This window comes from Streptomyces endocoffeicus (assembly GCF_016741935.1).
In the GTDB taxonomy this organism is placed as follows: Bacteria; Actinomycetota; Actinomycetes; order Streptomycetales; family Streptomycetaceae; genus Streptomyces; species Streptomyces endocoffeicus.
Window position 1 is genome coordinate 137,742 of sequence record NZ_JAERRG010000016.1, and the last position, 15,622, is coordinate 153,363.

Genomic DNA, 15,622 nt, shown 5'->3' on the forward strand with positions numbered 1-15,622 from the left:
CAACTGGCTGGCACCGATGGCCCATGTACCCGCGGGCCGCGGCCGCATCCGCCCGCCGTTCAGGCTTCCGCGTCCGCCTCAGCCTCCGCCTCCGTACGGACCGGAAAGCGGCGCGGGGCGAGGAACACCAGGGCCAGCAGCGCCAGCAGCGCCGCCGTGGCCGAGCCCAGGTAGACGTGGTCGACGGCCGTGTCCACGGCCCGTCGCAGATAGTCGGCCGCCTGGTCGGTGAGGGTGCCGGGGTGCTCCAGGGCGCGTGAGACCGAGTCCAGGTCGTCGGGCAGCCCCGGCCGGATGGCGTCGGGCGCCTCGGTGAGCCGGGAGGCCAGCGTCGCGTTGGCCACGGCGCCGAAGAGGGCCGCCCCGACGCTCTGGCCGACCTGGCGGCAGAAGAGGATCGAGGCGGTGGCGGTGCCGCGCTCGGCCCATCCGACGGACGACTGCACCCCGATGATCAGCGGCAGCTGGAAGAGTCCGAGCGCGCCCCCGAGCAGCAGCATGATCAGCGCGGGCTGCCAGGCGGCGCCCGGGTAGGGGAGGAGCGGGAAGGCGGCCAGGACCAGCGTGGCGGCCGTCATCCCGGTGATGGCGCAGCGCCGGAAGCCGACGCGGTTGTAGACGCGGCTGCTGAGCGCGGCCGCGATCGGCCAGCTCAGCGTCATCGTGGACAGCACGAACCCGGCCGGTATCGGTCCGAGCCCCAGCACCGACTGGGCGTAAGTGGGCAGGAAGACGGTCGGGGCGATCATCAGCAGACCGAGCGCGGCGAAGGCGATGTTGACCGCCGAGATGGTGCGGCGGTGCCAGACCCAGCCGGGGATGATCGGTTCGGCGGCGTGCCGTTCGATCCATACCGTGGCCGCGACGCACACCGCGGCGCCGCCGAGCATGGTGAGCGAGGGCGCGGACAGCCAGCCCCAGGCCACTCCGCCCTGGACGAGGGCGGTCAGCAGCAGCCCGCCGCTGAGGAACACGCCGAGCGCCCCGGCCCAGTCGACCCGGGGGCGGCTCGCCCGGTGCCGCCGCGGTTCGGTCAGATGGCGGGCGATCAGGATGAACGCCAGGGCGCCGACCGGCAGATTGATCAGGAAGATCCACCGCCAGTCGGCGTATCCGGCGAGCATTCCGCCGAGCGCGGGACCCGCCACGGAGGAGAGCGCCCACACCGAGGAGAGCCTGGCCTGGATCTTCGGGCGCTCCTTGAGCGGGTAGAGGTCGGCGGCGACGACCTGGATGGTGCCCTGGAGCGCCCCGCCGCCCAGCCCCTGGACGACCCGGAAGGCGATGAGGGAGGCCATGTTCCAGGCCCCGGCGCACAGCAGCGAGCCGATGACGAAGAGCACGACGCCCGCGAGCAGGACGGGCTTGCGGCCGAAGGTGTCGGAGAGCTTTCCGTACAGCGGCAGGGAGACGGTGACGGCGAGCAGATAGCCGGAGAAGAGCCAGGAGAAGACGGAGAAGCCGCCGAGGTCGCCGACGATCTGCGGGACGGCGGTGGAGATGATGGTCGAGTCCAGCGCGGCCAGCGACATGCCGAGCATCAGGGCGGCGACGACGGGGCGGCGGTGGCTGGGGGTGGGGGTCTCGGAGTGGAGCTGGGATGCGGGGGGCCTGGGGTCCGCGTCCATCGGCCGTCGTGCGGTGCCGCCCACGGTGGCGAGCTCCCTCCGCCGGTACGCGCCGGCACGTATCCCTGATGTTCGTACGACGGACTCGCGTGCGCACGATTCTTGTACGACCCACGATTCCATGCCGGAGCAGGCTCGCGGAAGAACGCATCCGGGCTGTCCAGACGGCCCGGGTTGAGCCTGACGTGGCGGGAGGGTGCAGCATCGACCCCGAGTCCGGGGTCAGACCCAGGACTCACTCCCCTAGGGGATGCCCACCCTGTACTCCTACTCCCGGTTCGTCCGGGCGGATGAGGAGCCTGTCGTCCCCACTTCATAAGGTTGCTACGGGCTGCGCGACCGAGGGGGTGGGGCTAGCCCTACCGCTAAGAGGGAGTCATTCCCCATCGCGGAGGTTCCCGGATCGCGGCAGTCTTATTGCGGCGATCGGGGAACAGAGATCGCCGATCGGACATCGAAGGAGAAAGACCGTGACAACGGCTGTATCGATTCCCAGGACCGGGGGCAGCGGAGGACATACGGCCGTCGCCGCCCGAGCACGTCAGGTCGTCAAGGCGTACGGCTCCGGGGAGACCCGGGTGGTCGCGCTGGACCATGTGGACGTGGACATCGCGCGGGGGCAGTACACCGCGATCATGGGCCCGTCCGGCTCCGGCAAGTCGACCCTGATGCACTGCCTGGCCGGTCTGGACACCGTCAGCTCCGGGCAGATCTTCATCGACGAGACCGAGATCACCAAGCTGAAGGACAAGAAGCTCACCAAGCTGCGCCGGGACCGGATCGGCTTCATCTTCCAGGCGTTCAACCTGCTGCCCACGCTCAGCGCGATCGAGAACATCACGCTGCCGATGGACATCGCGGGCCGCAAGCCCGACCGGGCCTGGATGGACCGGGTGGTGGAGACCGTGGGTCTGTCCGGCCGGCTCAAGCACCGTCCGAACCAGCTCTCCGGCGGTCAGCAGCAGCGCGTCGCCGTGGCCCGCGCCCTCGCCGCCCGCCCCGAGATCATCTTCGGTGACGAGCCGACCGGAAACCTGGACTCGCGGGCCGGTGCCGAGGTGCTGGGCTTCCTCAAGCGGTCGGTGGACGAGTTGGGCCAGACCATCGTGATGGTCACCCATGACCCGGTCGCCGCCTCCTACGCCAACCGGGTGCTGTACCTGGCCGACGGCCGGATCGTCGACGAGATGTACAACCCGACGGCCGATCTGGTCCTGGAGCGCATGAAGCACTTCGACGCGCGAGGACGGGTGTCATGACCGTCCTCAAGACCTCACTGCGCAACTTCGTCGCCCACAAGGGGCGGATGGCGCTGTCCGCGATCGCCGTGCTGCTTTCGGTGGCGTTCGTCTGCGGCACGCTCGTCTTCACCGACACCACCAACGCCACGTTCGACAAGCTCTTCGCGAGCACGGCCTCCGATGTCACGGTCAGCCCCAAGGGCGTCAGCGACAAGGACACCCGGCAGGGCCGGATCCGCACCCTGCCCGGTTCGGAGCTGGCGCGGCTGAAGCAGGTGGACGGCGTCAAGTCGGTGCTGGGCGACGTCACCAGCCAGTCGATCACCGCCGCCGACCGCGACGACAACAGCATCGGCGCGGACACCGGCGCCCCGACCATCGGCACCAACTGGGACCCGACCGAGCAGCGCTCGGTCAAGATCACCTCCGGCCACGCCCCGCGCGGCCCGACCGAGGTGATGGTCGACGCCGACACCGCCAAGAACAAGAAGCTGAAGCTGGGCGACGAGGTGCGGATCATCGCCATCCCGGGCGAGTTCCGCGCGAAGATCGTCGGCATCGCCACCTTCCAGGTGACCAACCCCGGCGCCACGCTGATCTTCATGGACACCGACACCGCGCAGCGCAAGCTGCTCGGCGCTCCCGGGGTCTACTCCAGCTACGCGCTCACCGCCCAGGCGGGCGTCAGCCACGACCAGCTGAAGAAGAACGTCGTCGCGGACCTCGGCACCGGCGTCAAGGTGCAGACGAAGGCCGAGTCCAGCAAGGAGGCCGAGGACGACATCGGCTCGTTCCTGGACGTCATGAAGTACGCGATGCTCGGCTTCGCCGGGATCGCCGTCCTGGTCGGCATCTTCCTGATCGTCAACACCTTCTCGATGCTGGTCGCCCAGCGCACCCGTGAGATCGGCCTGATGCGGGCCATCGGCTCCAGCCGGAAGCAGATCAACCGGTCGGTGCTGATCGAGGCGCTGCTGCTCGGCGTCATCGGCTCGATCCTCGGTGTCCTCGGCGGCGTCGGCCTCGCGGTCGGCCTGATGAAGATCATGGGCAGCGCGGGGCTCCATCTGAGCACCGACCAGCTGACCGTGAAGCCCACCACGCCCATCGTCGGCATCGGTATCGGCGTCGTCGTCACCGTCATCGCGGCGTACATCCCCGCCCGCCGGGCCGGGAAGATCTCCCCGATGGCGGCCCTGCGCGACGCGGGCACCCCGGCGGACGCCAAGTCCGGATGGATCCGCGGCGCGATCGGCACCCTGCTCACCGCGGGCGGCGCGGCCGCCCTGGTGGTCGCGGGGAACGCGGACAAGGCGGTCGACGGCTCGATGTTCCTGGGCCTCGGCGTGGTGCTGACGCTCATCGGCTTCATCGTCATCGGCCCGCTGCTGGCCGGTCTGGTGGTCCGGGTACTGGCCACCGTCGTCCTGCGGATCTTCGGCCCGGTCGGCCGGCTGGCCGAGCGCAACGCGCTGCGCAACCCGCGGCGCACCGGCGCCACCGGCGCGGCCCTGATGATCGGCCTGGCGCTGGTCGCCTGTCTGTCGGTGGTGGGCTCCTCGATGGTCGCCTCGGCCACCGACGAGCTGGACAAGTCGGTGGGCGCGGACTTCATCATCCAGTCCGACACCGGCCAGCCGATCACCAAGGGGATCGCGGACTCGGTGCGCCAGGCCAAGGGCCTGAAGCACATCAGCGAGGCCAAGGACATCGAGGGCACCAAGCTCACCCTGCCCGACGGCAAGACGGTCACCAAGGACCTCTCGGCCGCCAGCCCGACGTACGCCGACGACCTGCGCACCCCGGTCGTCGAGGGCGACCTGTCCGCCGCGTACGGCAAGGACGCCATGTCGGTGCCGGAGGGCTTCGCCAAGGACCACAAGGTGAAGAAGGGCGACACCCTCACCGTCGCCTTCAAGGAGGGCCGCACCGCCAAGCTGACCGTCGCCGCGATCACCTCGGACGACGTCAGCCTCGACAAGGGCGCGCTGTACCTCAACATCGCCACCGTCGAGACGTATGTGCCCGCCAAGCTGATCCCGGCGGACGTCATGATGCTGGCGCAGGCCAAGGACGGCCAGGAGAAGCAGGCGTACGACTCCCTCAAGTCCCAGCTGCACCACTACCCGTCGGTGAAGGTGCGTGACCAGACCGACTACAAGAAGGAGGTCAAGGACCAGGTCGGTCAGCTGCTCAACCTGGTCTACGGCCTGCTGGCACTCGCGATCATCGTCGCCGTCCTCGGCGTGGTGAACACCCTGGCCCTCTCGGTCGTCGAGCGGACCCGCGAGATCGGCCTGATGCGCGCCATCGGCCTCTCCCGCCGCCAGATGCGCCGCATGATCCGCCTGGAGTCCGTGGTCATCGCCCTCTTCGGCGCCCTGCTGGGCCTCGGGCTCGGCATGGGCTGGGGCACCACGGCCCAGAAGCTGCTGGCGCTCGAGGGTCTGAAGACCCTGGAGATCCCGTGGCCGACGATCATCACGGTCTTCATCGGCTCCGCCGTCGTGGGCCTGATCGCGGCCCTGGTCCCGGCCTTCCGGGCGGCGCGGATGAACGTCCTGAACGCGATCGCCACGGAATAGCGAAGCCAACGGGGGAAATGAGGCCCGCTGCCCCTCCATGGGGGGATGGGCAGCAGGTCGGCCGACCGGCCCGGTGCGCGACGGGGGAGCGCACCGGGCCGGTCATGTCTGGCGACAGGCACTCAGGTCAGTTGATGCCCCACGGGTCGGTGATCTGCGCGGTGTCCCTTGTGCCGTCGGGGTTGGTCCACTGACAGATGTCCCCGACGACATTGATCGGGATGACTATGCCTCCAGAGGCCCAACATTCGGCCCTGGTGAGCGGAGGGCGGCCATCGGCCTGGGCCGTTCCGCCGATTCCCAGCGTGAGGGCGAGGGCTCCGAGGGTGGTTGCCGCGGCTAACGCAAGGCGACGAGAGCGCATGTCCGTACACTCCGATCCGGTGGACTTTCCACCTCAACGAGAAAGCTAGCCGGACGAACGCGAGGAGTTCACTAGAACTGTTACCGCGCGGTTCGGATGAGGAGGTACCGGCGTATTCCGGCTCTGGTCCGGTCGTTTGACTTCGAGTGCGCTCCAACTCCTAGCGTGATCGTCACGACCACGAGGGAGGTACCCGATGTCCGAACTGCCCGTCCGTCACCTGGGCGCACTGACCGTCGCGGCCCAGGGGCTGGGCTGCATGGGGATGAGCCACGGCTACGGCGCCTCGGACGACGCCCAGTCGATCGCCACCCTCCACCGCGCCCTCGACCTCGGTGTCACGCTGCTGGACACCTCCGACTTCTACGGGGGCGGGCACAACGAGGAGCTGCTCGGCCGGGCCCTGGCCGGGCGGCGGGAGCAGGCGGTGCTGGCCACCAAGTTCGGCTTCGCCAACCAGCTCGGGGAGCCGACCGCGATCCGGGGGGACGCCGCGTACGTCCGCCAGGCGTGCGACGCCTCGCTGCGGCGGCTCGGCGTCGATCACATCGACCTCTACTACCAGCACCGGGTCGACCCCGACGTCCCCATCGAGGAGACCGTCGGCGCGATGGCCGAGCTGGTCCGGGCGGGCAAGGTGCGCCACCTCGGGCTGTCCGAGGCGGGCGCGGAGACCATCCGCCGCGCCCACGCGGTGCACCCCATCGCGGCCCTGCAGAGCGAATGGTCGCTGTGGACCCGGGACCTGGAGCACGAGATCGTCCCGGTCTGCCGCGAGCTCGGCATCGGCCTCGTCCCCTTCTCCCCGCTCGGCCGCGGCTTCCTCACCGGCCGCTACACCTCGACCGACGGCCTGCCGGAGGGCGACGTACGCCGTACCCAGCCCCGGTTCGCCGACGGCAACCTCGAGAAGAACCTGGCCATCGTGGAGAAGCTGAACGAACTGGCCGCCGCGAAGGGCGTCACCGCGGGCCGGCTCGCCCTCGCCTGGGTGCAGCACCGCGGCGACGACGTGGTCCCCATCCCGGGCACCCGGCGCCAGACGTACCTGGAGGAGAACCTGACCGCCGCCACCCTCCAGCTGTCCCCCGAGGAGCTGTCCGCGATCGACGCCGCCGCCCCGGCCGACCGGATCGCCGGCACCCGCTACGACGAGAAGAGCCTCACCTTCGTCAATCGCTGATCCGGGGACCGATGAGTTTCGGGGTGGCCCGGGGTCTTTGGAGGTGAACGCATCACCCCAAGGGAGATCACCATGACCGAGACCGCGAAAGGCGCCCGTTTCACCGAGGTGGGCCGGGTCGCCGTCACCGTTGCCGATCAGGACCGGGCGCTGGAGTTCTACGTGGGCACGCTCGGCTTCGAGAAGCGTGCCGACATCCCCTTCGGCGACGGCCACCGCTGGATAGAGGTGGCCCCGGCGGGTGCCCCGACCGGGATCGCGCTGGTTCTGCCGCGCGAGGGCGGGCAGGGGCCGGGCTACGACACCGGCGTCATCCTCACCTCCGAGGACATCGACGCCGACCACGCGGCGCTGCGCGAGCGCGGCGTCGACACCGACCCGGAGGTGCAGCGCTGGGGCGCCCCGGTGCCGCCGATGTTCAGCTTCCGGGACGCGGACGGCAACGCGGTGATGGTCGTCGAGAACGGCTGACCCTGGCGGCCACCGGTGAAGAGCCGGTCCGCGGACGGGGGGCGGACCGGCTCTTCGGTGTGGTCACGGCGTACGGCCGCCGATGTGCGCGGCGCGGACGCGGAGCAGCACCGCGACCCAGCTGCGGTAGGGCCGCCAGCGGTCGGCGATACCGGCCAGCCGGCGGATGTCGCCCGAGGCGGTCTCGTCGAGGCCGTACGCGTCGGCCATGGCCGCGTGCACCCGCGGTTCATGGCGCGGGAAGACATCGGGGTGCCCGGCGCCCCGGATGAGGATGAGTTCGGCGGAGAACGGGCCGATGCCGGGGAGGTCGCGCAGCGCGGCGAGGGCGTGGTCCACCGGCATCGAGCGCAGCCGTGCGGCGTCGAGTTCACCGGCGTCGGCCGCTTCGGCCAGTGCGTGCAGCCGCTCGATCTTCACCTCGGTCAGGCCGGGGTCGCGGGTGATCGCGCGCAGGGCCGGTGGGGTGGGGAAGGCGTACCGGGTCCGGCCCTCGATCCGGACGCGCTGTCCGTACCGCTCGGCGAGGCGGGCCTTGATGGCGGCGGCCTGGGTCCTGCGGATGCGGTGGCCGATGATCGCCCATGCGGCGGCTTCGTAGGGCGAGTGGAAGCACACCGGCCGAAGGCCCGGATAGTCCGCCATGAGCCCGGCCACCACGGGGTCGGCGGCGGCGAGGCCGGGGAAGCCGCTTCCGTCGACGTCGAGGGAGAGGACGCGGGCCAGCTGGGCCCGGACGGCCCCGTCAGCCCCGCCGGACGTGTCGGGGTACGCGGTGAACTCGGCCCGGACCCGGCCCGCCTCTCCCTCCGCCGTCTCCTCCTGCCGCACCGCGACGGCCACTGTCGAGTGGCCGTCGTCGGCGGGGAAGGCCAGGCGGAGCACGTCGTCCGCCGCGCCCTGGTAGCTCGCCGGGGTGAAGCCCTCCAGGAAGCGCACGCTCGCCGCGAGCGAGAACGGGCCGGAGGGGGTGAGGGCGACGGCGGTCACGGTCAGCCTCCGTGCGCCGTGAGGGCGTAGCCCTCCGGGCCGACGAAGGTGAACGTGCGGCCGAAGGGGCTGTCCTGGGGCGGGCTGAGGATGGCCACCCCGGCGGCGGTGAGCTGGTCGTGCAGCGCCTGGGCGTCCGGGGTGCGGAACCACAGGGCCACGCCGAGACCGGGCCGTGCGGCGGCGTCGAGGTCCACGCCCGGCAGCGGCTCGCGGACGGCGAACGGGATCGGCGCGGTGGTGAACACCACCGCGCCGGGCGGCGAGGCCGGTGCGCGCCGCAGGCCGAGATGGGTTTCGCAGAAGGCGGCCGCCGCCTCGACATCGCGTACCTGGAGGGCGATGAAGTCGGGGCCTTCGATGGTGGCGGGCATGGGTTCTCCCCGGTTGTCGGTCGAGCCAGTGATGTCGATGTCAGGACTTTGACATCACTGGACTGTACGCACGGCCCTCTCCTATGTCAAAATCCTGACATGGAAGACCGGACGCCCGTGGCCCCGCCGCACCCCGCCGACGACGTCACCGAGCATGTGGGCTACCGCCTCAAACGCGCCGCCGCGGCGCTGCGCGGCGCCATGGACAAGGCGCTGCGCGAGCACGGGCTGACGGTGCCGCAGTACGCCTGCCTCGAACACCTCGACCAGCGGCCCGGCCTGTCCAACGCCGAGCTCGCCCGCTCCACGTTCGTCACCCGGCAGTCCATGAACGTCGTCCTCCGCGGCCTCCAGGACGCGGACCTGATCTCCCGGCCCGCCACCACCGACCACGGCCGCGCGCTCCCCGCCCACCTCACCGAGCACGGCCGTGAACGGCTCGACGCCGCCCGGTCCGCCGTCTACGCCATCGAAGGGACGATGGTCGACGCCCTTCCGCAGCGGCGTCTGGCCGCCCTCCTCGCCGACCTCGACCGCATGGCGGAAGCCCTCGGCGGCTGACCTGCCCCCTGTCTCAGTCGCGGGGGAGCAGGGTGCCCAGGGGGCCGAGGTCCAGGTTGAGGTCTTCCGGGGTCAGGCCGTGCTGGTCGCACAGCTCCGTCATGCGCTGGTCGAGCAGCATCAGCGTGGTGCCGATGCGCTCGATCTGGTCCTCGGTGAGGCCGCCCGCGTCGATACGGCGGATGGCCTGGCGCTCCATCAGCTGACGGAGGAGTTCCACGACCGTCAGCACCAGGGCCACCAGATCACGGCCGACCGAGTCGCGGTCGATGTCCACGCGGGAGGGGCCGGAGGGGATCGGCGCGCTCATAGCGGGCCGCTGTCGGTCCATGGGGCCCGGACCCGTTCGTTCACCGAGGAGAGGAAGGCGTGCAGGGAGAGGCGGACGAGGGGGACCTCGGCGATCGCGATGACCAGGTCGCCGCTGATGACGACGCCGGTGGCGAGCACCCGGTCGAGGAGGTCCACGAGCGGGACGCCGAGCGGGCCCAGCGCCTCGGCGGGAGTGGTTCCCCACTCGGGGGCTTCCGCGCGGGTGGTGGCGGCGGGGGCCGCTTCCCACAGCGCTTTCGCCGGGGTGGTCTCCCGGGTGGGGGCCGTCATGGGGTCGCCCCGCCGTTGGCGATGCCTGCGTTGGCGATGCCTCCGTCGGCGAACGAATAGGGCGCCCACGGTCCGGAGAGTTCGATCTGCACGTCCGTCTCGTCGCGGCGCAACGACGCGAGCGCGGCGCGCAGTTCGCGCTCCCGGCCCAGGTCGAGAAGGTAGGCCGCGTTCAGCACATGGATGCGGTGCTTCCCCGTCACCTCGACGCCGTGCGGGCGCAGTCGGCGCGCGGCCACGGCGAGGCCCCGGACGACGGCGTCCACCCGCTCCGCGGCCCGCAGCGCCAGGGTGTGGCGCTGTTCGCGGCCGCGCTGCCGGGTGCGGACGCGGTCCAGATACGCGCGGCCGCTCCCGCCCGGGCCGGGGCCCTCCGCCGGGGCCGCTTCCGGGGCGGGCGGCGGTCCCGTGGGGGCGTAGACCTTGACGCCCCATTCGACCCGGCCCGCGATCCGGTCCAGGGCGGTCAGGAAGGACGTCTCCCGTTCGCCCAGGGCCTCTTGGACCCGGCCGTCGTCGAGATAGACCGTGGCCAGGGGCAGCGGAACGGTCGGGGCCAGCGCCGACGCCGCCGTGATCACCGCGTGGTGGGCGCGGGCGCAGCGCTCCAGCTCGGCGCCGTCGGACAGCCGCCGCCGCAACGCCTCCTCGTCATACCCGGCCGCGGGCACGTCCTGGACCACGGCGGTGAGCGGGCCCGCCGCGAGCGTACGGACGGGGGCGCCGGTGCCGAACCCGGGGAGTTCCGCCAACGGTTCCGCCGGGGCGGTGAGGCCGCCGCCTCGGCAGACCGCGAAGGCGTAGACGAGGGTGAGGGTTTCGGGCGGGGTCATCGGGGGGTCCGCTCCTCGGTCGCGCCGACCGCGCTCGGCTCCTCCGAGCCGATCCGTGACTCCAGGGCGTGAAGTCGCGTCCGCAGTTCCGCGTTCTCCTGGGCGAGGCTGTCCCGCGCGGCGCGCGACGAGAGCGCGGGATCGGTTTCCCACCAGTCGATTCCGGCCCTGCGGGCGGTGTCCACGGAGGAGATGAACAACCGCAGCCGGATGGTGAGCAGTTCGATGTCCAGCAGGTCGATCTTGATGTCCCCGGCGATCACGATGCCCTTGTCCAGGACCCGCTCCAGGATCTCGGCGAGGTCGGAGGGGTGCCGCTCGGTGGTCACGGAAGGGGGGTGGGAAGCGGGGTGGGCGGTCACGGAAGCGGGGTGGCCCAGGTCGCGTTCGGTCATGGCATCCGCACCCTCGCCCTTCCTGCCCGGCCGCCCGAGCGCTCCAGCAGATCCAGCAGCCGGTCCTCCTCCCGGTCGAACTCCTCCGGGCCGATCGCCCCCGACTCCAGGGCCTCGTTCAGCGCGGCGAGCCGGGCGCGCAGCACCGACGGATGGCACATCTCCTCCTCCGCCATGTCCCGCACGCGCTCCGCGATCCACACCACCCCGCGCACCGGCGCCAGCGGGAAGAGGACGACCTGGCTCAGTACGCCCATGTCAGACCCGGCCTTCCGTGAAGCTGTAACAGGGCAGCGGGCCGGTGAGCCGCAGTTCGGCCCGGTCGCGGTGGGCGGTCGCGAGGCGTTCCACGGCGCCCTCGAACCGCCGCTGCTCGCGCCGGTCCAGCAGGAACGAGGCGTTGAGTACGCACCCCTCGACCTCCGGGCCGTGCACCGTGGCGTCCGCCACGGCCGAGAGCTCCGCGAGCACCGTGGCCGCGGCGGCCACGGCCCTGCGCTTCAGCCCGCGCGCCACGGCCTCGCCGAGCCGCACACTGGCCTCGTACCCCGGGGCCCGGCGCGTGGCGGTGCGCAACCGGCTCACCTCGGGGTCCTCCCGTACCAGCGCGCCCAGGTCGGCCTCGGTGGGCAGCGCCTTGAGGTTCATCTCGACGCGCCCGTCGACGCGTTCGAGCGCGGCCAGGCAGTCGTTCTGAGTGCACAGCAGCTGCCGCCGCACCGACTCCTCGTCGGGGGCGACCATCCCGAAGCGCATCGGCAGCACCGGCCCGTCCCGCCCCAGCGTCAGGGCGAGGTCCTGGTGGGCGAGGAGGTCGCGGCGCTTGGCGCGCAGCCGGGCGGGAGCGTCGCTGATCACCGCGGCCAGCGCTCCGGCCCGTACGGTACGGACCGGGGCGGGCCGCTCGCCCACTCCGGTGCGGCCGGGCGGTACCGCGTGGGAGGCGCGGACGACTCCGTAGACGTACACGCTCTGAGGTGCGGGCGCGGGCGCGGGTGCGGGCGCGGTCATGGATCAGTCCTCCTCGGAAAGCTCGGAGGGCTCGGAAGGATCGGAAGACCCGGAGGCGGACGCGGAACGGCGGCGGGTGGGGGCGGTGCGCCGCCGGGGGCGGCTCTCCCGCTCCTCCCGCTCCTCCCGCTCCCCCTGCTCCCCTTCTCCGTCCCCCTCACCGGCCCCGACGGCCCGCTTGACCTTCTCGCCCACGCCCGCCACCGCCTTCTTGGCCTTCTTCTTGCCGAGGCCCGTGGCCATTCGCCCGGCCGGACTCCCGCCGCCGCCCGCCATCCCGCCCAGGAGTTCCGGAACGGTCTTGCTGCGGTCGAATTCGAGGTCCACGCGATTGCACGCTTCGGCGAAGCGGAGGTACGTGTCCACGCTGGCGACCACGATCCGGGCGTCGATCTTCAGGATCTCGATGCCGACGAGGGAGACCCGGATGAAGACGTCGATCACCATGCCCCGGTCGAGGATGAGTTCCAGGCAGTCGTAGAGGGTGCCGGTCCGCTGGATGCGGACGACCTCTTCCGTGTAAGTCCCAGTGGGCATCTCGGGGCGTCCTTTCGGCAGTCGTCTCCGCGTCGTCTCAGCAGTCGTCGGCCGCGCCGCGCCGGTAGCGGCGGACCCTCCGGTATTCCTGGAGCTCGCCCCGCTCGTCGATGCGCACCTCGTACGTGGCCAGCAGGCTGGTGGTGTCGGGGATCCGGGCGACCTCGAGGACGTCCACGCTGACGAGCCAGCCGTCCTCGTGGCGGGCCACGCCGCTGACGCCCTCGGGCTCATGGACGATCAGTGAGGCGAGCTGTTCGCACGCGTGCCGGGCGGCCTCGGCCGGCTTGGGGGCTCGGGGCCGGGTACTCGTCCTGGTGGGCGATGGGCGCGGGTCTCGCTCTGCCATGTGCATCAGTGTGATCACAGGGCGTGTGCGGCCGCCCGCCGTGATGGGCCAGACGGCCGCCTGTGATGACGGGCCAGACGGCGGTCTGCCGTGCTGGGCCGGATGCGGGACCGCCGGGCGGCTACCGCCGGGAGCGCTCAGGCCCCCTCTGCCTCGTCCTTCTCCCGCGGGCTCAGCGAGGACCACAGGCGTTCGCTCGCGCAGTGCATATGCTCCGCCATGGCCCGCTCGGCGGCCTCCGGGTCGTGGTCGCGGATGGCCTGGAGGATCGCGGCGTGTTCCTTGAGGGTGCCGGCCACGGTGCCCTCGATGTCCCCCGCGCGCTCCATCCAGACCTGGAGGAGCGAGCGGATGCTGTGCAGGATGTCGCTGAGCACGGAGTTGCGGGCGATGGCCGCCGTCTCCAGGTGGAAGGCGATGTCGGCGTCGATGAACGCCGTGACGTCGCTGCCCGCCTCGCGCATGTGCTCCAGATGGGCCTCGAGGCGGTCCATGTCCGCGGGTTCGGCGCGCTCGGCGGCGAGGCGGGCGGACATGCCCTCCATGAAGGTGCGCACCTCGACCAGGTCATGGGTGCGGCGCTGGCCCAGCATCAGGCCCCAGTTGATGGCGCGGGGCAGGAACTCCGAGGTGCCGGCCCGGACGTAGGACCCGGAGCCGGGACGGATCTCGATGATGCCGAGGACGTCGAGGGCGGACAGCGCGCCCCGGACGCTGGACCGGGCCACGTTCAGCGCCTCGGCGAGCTGGCGCTCCGCGGGGAGCCGGGTGCCGGGCCGCAGATGGCCTTCGGAGAGGTGGTCGAGCAGCCGCTTGGCCACCTCGCTCACCGACGACTCCCGGACGACGGGGCGCAGCAAGGCGGTGAAGTTCGGCTGGTCGGACTCAGCGCTCACGTGGCGTTCCCCCTAGCGGTCTGGGCTGGACCCACCAGTACATCACCAGTGGCCGGAGCGGAAATCCCCGCCTACGGGCTAAGCGCCCGGCGGCGTTCTGTCAAGAGGCCATTGGCCTGCGATAAAAGCGACGCTCATCACTTTGGTTAATTGGTGACCAATTTTAGATGGGTGGCTAGCGTGAGGCTCACTCCACCGGACAACGCCGTCCCGCCCAGTGAGGAGCCGCCATGGGCACCCCTGTTGTCACCCCGGTCACGACGGACGTCGAAAGATCGGCGATCAGGAAGATCGCGATCCGACTCGTCCCGTTCGTCGCCCTGATGTTCTTCGTGAACTTCCTCGACCGGACCGCGGTCTCCTTCGCCGAGCCCAACGGCATGGGCGAGGACCTCGGCCTCAGCGCCGCTCAGTTCGGGCTCGCCTCGGGCGTCTTCTTCATCGGCTACATCCTGCTGGAAGTGCCCAGCAACATGGCGCTGCACCGGTTCGGCGCCCGCCGCTGGCTGGCCCGGATCATGGTCACCTGGGGAATCGTTTCTCTGCTTTTCACCTGGGTGAACTCCACCGAGCAGCTGTATGCCCTGCGCTTCCTGCTGGGGGTCGCCGAGGCCGGGTTCTTCCCCGGCGCGATCCTCTTCCTCAGCCAGTGGGTGCCGGCCCGCCACCGCACCCGGATCCTCGCGCTGTTCTACCTGGCCCAGCCGCTCACCACGGTGATCGGGGCGCCGCTGGCCGGACTGCTGATCAACCAGCACGGCTCGTTCCTCGGCCTCGACGGCTGGCGCTTCATGTTCCTGGGCGTCTCGGTGCCGGCGATCCTGCTCGGCGTCATCGCCTGGTTCTACCTGATCGACCGCCCGGCCGACGCCAAGTGGCTCACCGGCGAGGAGAAGAGCTGGCTGACCGGCGCGCTGGCGCGGGAGAACACCGAGAAGACGGCCGGCCACGGCGGGCGCGAGGGGCTGAGGGCGGCGTTCGCCAGCGGCCGGGTATGGGTCCTCGCCCTCATCTACTTCGGCTTCATCTACGGCCTGTACGCCCTGGCGTTCTTCCTGCCCACCATCATCAGCGGCTTCGAGGACCAGTACGGGACCCACTTCAGTGTGATGGACAAGGGGCTGATCACCGCCATCCCCTATCTGCCCGCCGCGATCGTCCTCTTCTTCTGGTCCCGGCACGCCACCCGGCACGGGGTGCGCGCCTGGCATGTGGCCGGGCCCGCGGTGGTCGGCGGCGTGAGCATTCCGCTGGCCCTGTCCATGGGCTCGCCGACCGCGACCGTCGCCGTGATCACCGTCACCGCCTGCTCGATCTTCGCGGCGCTGCCCGCCTTCTGGTCGCTGCCCTCCCGGTTCCTCACCGGAGGCGCCGCGGCCGCCGGTATCGCCCTGATCAATACGGCCGGGAACGTCGCGGGCTTCGCCGCGAGCTACATCACCGGCTGGCTGCGGGACCTCAGCGGCTCCTACTACCTGCCGTTCTTCCTCGTCGGCGGCTTCATGGTGCTGTCCGCCGTGCTGATGGTCCTGCTGGCCACCCGCCGCGGACCCACGGCCCCCGCCCCCGAACAGGAGCTGATCACCGCCGGGCACTGACCT

18 protein-coding genes are annotated in these 15,622 nt (G+C 71.3%); 6 read left to right on the forward strand and 12 right to left on the reverse strand.

What is annotated here, in order from left to right; genetic code table 11:
• Positions 1 to 59 precede the first annotated feature (59 nt).
• Positions 60 to 1,628, reverse strand: coding sequence for an MFS transporter (locus JK364_RS33050; protein ID WP_269146332.1), 1,569 nt, complete (start codon positions 1,626 to 1,628; stop codon positions 60 to 62).
• A gap of 470 nt (positions 1,629 to 2,098) precedes the next feature.
• Between JK364_RS33050 and JK364_RS33055 the strand changes: the two genes are divergently transcribed.
• From JK364_RS33055 to JK364_RS33070, 4 genes are all read left to right on the forward strand, one after another.
• The gene (locus tag JK364_RS33055; protein ID WP_182471651.1) at positions 2,099 to 2,887 is read left to right on the forward strand and encodes an ABC transporter ATP-binding protein; all 789 of its coding nucleotides are present in this window, start codon (positions 2,099 to 2,101) and stop codon (positions 2,885 to 2,887) included.
• A complete protein-coding gene (locus JK364_RS33060; RefSeq protein WP_201855033.1) occupies positions 2,884 to 5,454 on the forward strand; it encodes an ABC transporter permease in 2,571 nt (856 codons plus the stop codon). Before JK364_RS33055 ends, JK364_RS33060 begins: the two co-directional genes overlap by 4 nt.
• A gap of 560 nt (positions 5,455 to 6,014) precedes the next feature.
• A complete protein-coding gene (locus tag JK364_RS33065; RefSeq protein WP_201855034.1) occupies positions 6,015 to 7,001 on the forward strand; it encodes an aldo/keto reductase in 987 nt (328 codons plus the stop codon).
• A 72-nt stretch (positions 7,002 to 7,073) separates the two neighbouring features.
• Positions 7,074 to 7,472, forward strand: a complete 399-nt coding sequence (locus JK364_RS33070; protein ID WP_201855035.1) for a VOC family protein — start codon at positions 7,074 to 7,076, stop codon at positions 7,470 to 7,472.
• Positions 7,473 to 7,535: 63 nt separating this feature from the next.
• Here JK364_RS33070 and JK364_RS33075 read toward each other — a convergent pair whose 3' ends face one another.
• Together JK364_RS33075 and JK364_RS33080 are read right to left on the reverse strand one after the other, a co-directional pair.
• On the reverse strand, positions 7,536 to 8,462 hold the full coding sequence (locus tag JK364_RS33075; RefSeq protein ID WP_201855036.1) for a DNA-3-methyladenine glycosylase family protein: 927 nt from the start codon (positions 8,460 to 8,462) through the stop codon (positions 7,536 to 7,538).
• 2 nt (positions 8,463 to 8,464) lie between these two features.
• Positions 8,465 to 8,836, reverse strand: a complete 372-nt coding sequence (locus JK364_RS33080; RefSeq protein ID WP_201855037.1) for a VOC family protein — start codon at positions 8,834 to 8,836, stop codon at positions 8,465 to 8,467.
• A 99-nt stretch (positions 8,837 to 8,935) separates the two neighbouring features.
• Between JK364_RS33080 and JK364_RS33085 the strand changes: the two genes are divergently transcribed.
• Positions 8,936 to 9,397, forward strand: coding sequence for a MarR family winged helix-turn-helix transcriptional regulator (locus JK364_RS33085; RefSeq protein WP_201855038.1), 462 nt, complete (start codon positions 8,936 to 8,938; stop codon positions 9,395 to 9,397).
• A gap of 13 nt (positions 9,398 to 9,410) precedes the next feature.
• Here the strand turns inward: JK364_RS33085 and JK364_RS33090 are convergent, their stop codons facing one another.
• The 9 genes from JK364_RS33090 to JK364_RS33130 all read right to left on the reverse strand — a co-directional run bounded on the left by JK364_RS33090 (position 9,411) and on the right by JK364_RS33130 (position 14,021).
• On the reverse strand, positions 9,411 to 9,707 hold the full coding sequence (locus tag JK364_RS33090; RefSeq protein ID WP_201855039.1) for a gas vesicle protein K: 297 nt from the start codon (positions 9,705 to 9,707) through the stop codon (positions 9,411 to 9,413).
• The gene (locus tag JK364_RS58165) at positions 9,704 to 10,000 is read right to left on the reverse strand and encodes a gas vesicle protein (RefSeq protein WP_201855040.1); all 297 of its coding nucleotides are present in this window, start codon (positions 9,998 to 10,000) and stop codon (positions 9,704 to 9,706) included. Before JK364_RS58165 ends, JK364_RS33090 begins: the two co-directional genes overlap by 4 nt.
• Positions 9,997 to 10,833: a GvpL/GvpF family gas vesicle protein gene (locus tag JK364_RS33100; RefSeq protein ID WP_201855041.1), complete on the reverse strand. Its 837-nt coding sequence runs from the start codon at positions 10,831 to 10,833 to the stop codon at positions 9,997 to 9,999. The genes JK364_RS58165 and JK364_RS33100 overlap by 4 nt, the downstream gene beginning before the upstream one ends.
• Positions 10,830 to 11,228 carry a gas vesicle protein gene (locus JK364_RS33105; RefSeq protein WP_201855042.1) on the reverse strand — a complete coding sequence of 133 codons (399 nt, stop codon included), beginning with the start codon at positions 11,226 to 11,228 and terminating at the stop codon, positions 10,830 to 10,832. Before JK364_RS33105 ends, JK364_RS33100 begins: the two co-directional genes overlap by 4 nt.
• Positions 11,225 to 11,485: a gas vesicle protein GvpG gene (locus JK364_RS33110; protein ID WP_201855043.1), complete on the reverse strand. Its 261-nt coding sequence runs from the start codon at positions 11,483 to 11,485 to the stop codon at positions 11,225 to 11,227. The genes JK364_RS33105 and JK364_RS33110 overlap by 4 nt, the downstream gene beginning before the upstream one ends.
• A 1-nt stretch (position 11,486) precedes the next feature.
• The gene (locus JK364_RS33115; RefSeq protein WP_201855044.1) at positions 11,487 to 12,239 is read right to left on the reverse strand and encodes a GvpL/GvpF family gas vesicle protein; all 753 of its coding nucleotides are present in this window, start codon (positions 12,237 to 12,239) and stop codon (positions 11,487 to 11,489) included.
• A 3-nt stretch (positions 12,240 to 12,242) separates the two neighbouring features.
• Positions 12,243 to 12,776, reverse strand: coding sequence for a gas vesicle protein GvpJ (gene gvpJ, locus JK364_RS33120; protein ID WP_201855045.1), 534 nt, complete (start codon positions 12,774 to 12,776; stop codon positions 12,243 to 12,245).
• A 37-nt stretch (positions 12,777 to 12,813) separates the two neighbouring features.
• Positions 12,814 to 13,125 (reverse strand): gas vesicle protein GvpO, encoded by a 312-nt coding sequence (locus tag JK364_RS33125; protein ID WP_063745093.1) that lies wholly within the window; start codon positions 13,123 to 13,125, stop codon positions 12,814 to 12,816.
• Positions 13,126 to 13,262: 137 nt separating this feature from the next.
• The gene (locus JK364_RS33130; protein ID WP_201855046.1) at positions 13,263 to 14,021 is read right to left on the reverse strand and encodes a FadR/GntR family transcriptional regulator; all 759 of its coding nucleotides are present in this window, start codon (positions 14,019 to 14,021) and stop codon (positions 13,263 to 13,265) included.
• Between the two features lie 230 nt (positions 14,022 to 14,251).
• Here JK364_RS33130 and JK364_RS33135 point away from each other — a divergent pair, with 230 nt between their 5' ends.
• A complete protein-coding gene (locus JK364_RS33135) occupies positions 14,252 to 15,619 on the forward strand; it encodes an MFS transporter (RefSeq protein ID WP_201855047.1) in 1,368 nt (455 codons plus the stop codon).
• The last annotated feature ends 3 nt before the right edge of the window (positions 15,620 to 15,622 follow it).

Bases quoted from the DNA above. Each gene is read 5' to 3' on its own strand.
- JK364_RS33050 (WP_269146332.1), bottom strand. From the start codon at position 1,628: ATGGACGCGGACCCCAGGCCCCCCGCATCCCAGCTCCACTCCGAGACC.
- JK364_RS33060 (WP_201855033.1), top strand. From the start codon at position 2,884: ATGACCGTCCTCAAGACCTCACTGCGCAACTTCGTCGCCCACAAGGGG.
- JK364_RS33065 (WP_201855034.1), top strand. From the start codon at position 6,015: ATGTCCGAACTGCCCGTCCGTCACCTGGGCGCACTGACCGTCGCGGCC.
- JK364_RS33070 (WP_201855035.1), top strand. From the start codon at position 7,074: ATGACCGAGACCGCGAAAGGCGCCCGTTTCACCGAGGTGGGCCGGGTC.
- JK364_RS33080 (WP_201855037.1), bottom strand. From the start codon at position 8,836: ATGCCCGCCACCATCGAAGGCCCCGACTTCATCGCCCTCCAGGTACGC.
- JK364_RS33085 (WP_201855038.1), top strand. From the start codon at position 8,936: ATGGAAGACCGGACGCCCGTGGCCCCGCCGCACCCCGCCGACGACGTC.
- JK364_RS33090 (WP_201855039.1), bottom strand. From the start codon at position 9,707: ATGAGCGCGCCGATCCCCTCCGGCCCCTCCCGCGTGGACATCGACCGC.
- JK364_RS58165 (WP_201855040.1), bottom strand. From the start codon at position 10,000: ATGACGGCCCCCACCCGGGAGACCACCCCGGCGAAAGCGCTGTGGGAA.
- JK364_RS33100 (WP_201855041.1), bottom strand. From the start codon at position 10,833: ATGACCCCGCCCGAAACCCTCACCCTCGTCTACGCCTTCGCGGTCTGC.
- JK364_RS33105 (WP_201855042.1), bottom strand. From the start codon at position 11,228: ATGACCGAACGCGACCTGGGCCACCCCGCTTCCGTGACCGCCCACCCC.
- JK364_RS33110 (WP_201855043.1), bottom strand. From the start codon at position 11,485: ATGGGCGTACTGAGCCAGGTCGTCCTCTTCCCGCTGGCGCCGGTGCGC.
- JK364_RS33115 (WP_201855044.1), bottom strand. From the start codon at position 12,239: ATGACCGCGCCCGCACCCGCGCCCGCGCCCGCACCTCAGAGCGTGTAC.
- gvpJ (WP_201855045.1), bottom strand. From the start codon at position 12,776: ATGCCCACTGGGACTTACACGGAAGAGGTCGTCCGCATCCAGCGGACC.
- JK364_RS33125 (WP_063745093.1), bottom strand. From the start codon at position 13,125: ATGGCAGAGCGAGACCCGCGCCCATCGCCCACCAGGACGAGTACCCGG.
- JK364_RS33135 (WP_201855047.1), top strand. From the start codon at position 14,252: ATGGGCACCCCTGTTGTCACCCCGGTCACGACGGACGTCGAAAGATCG.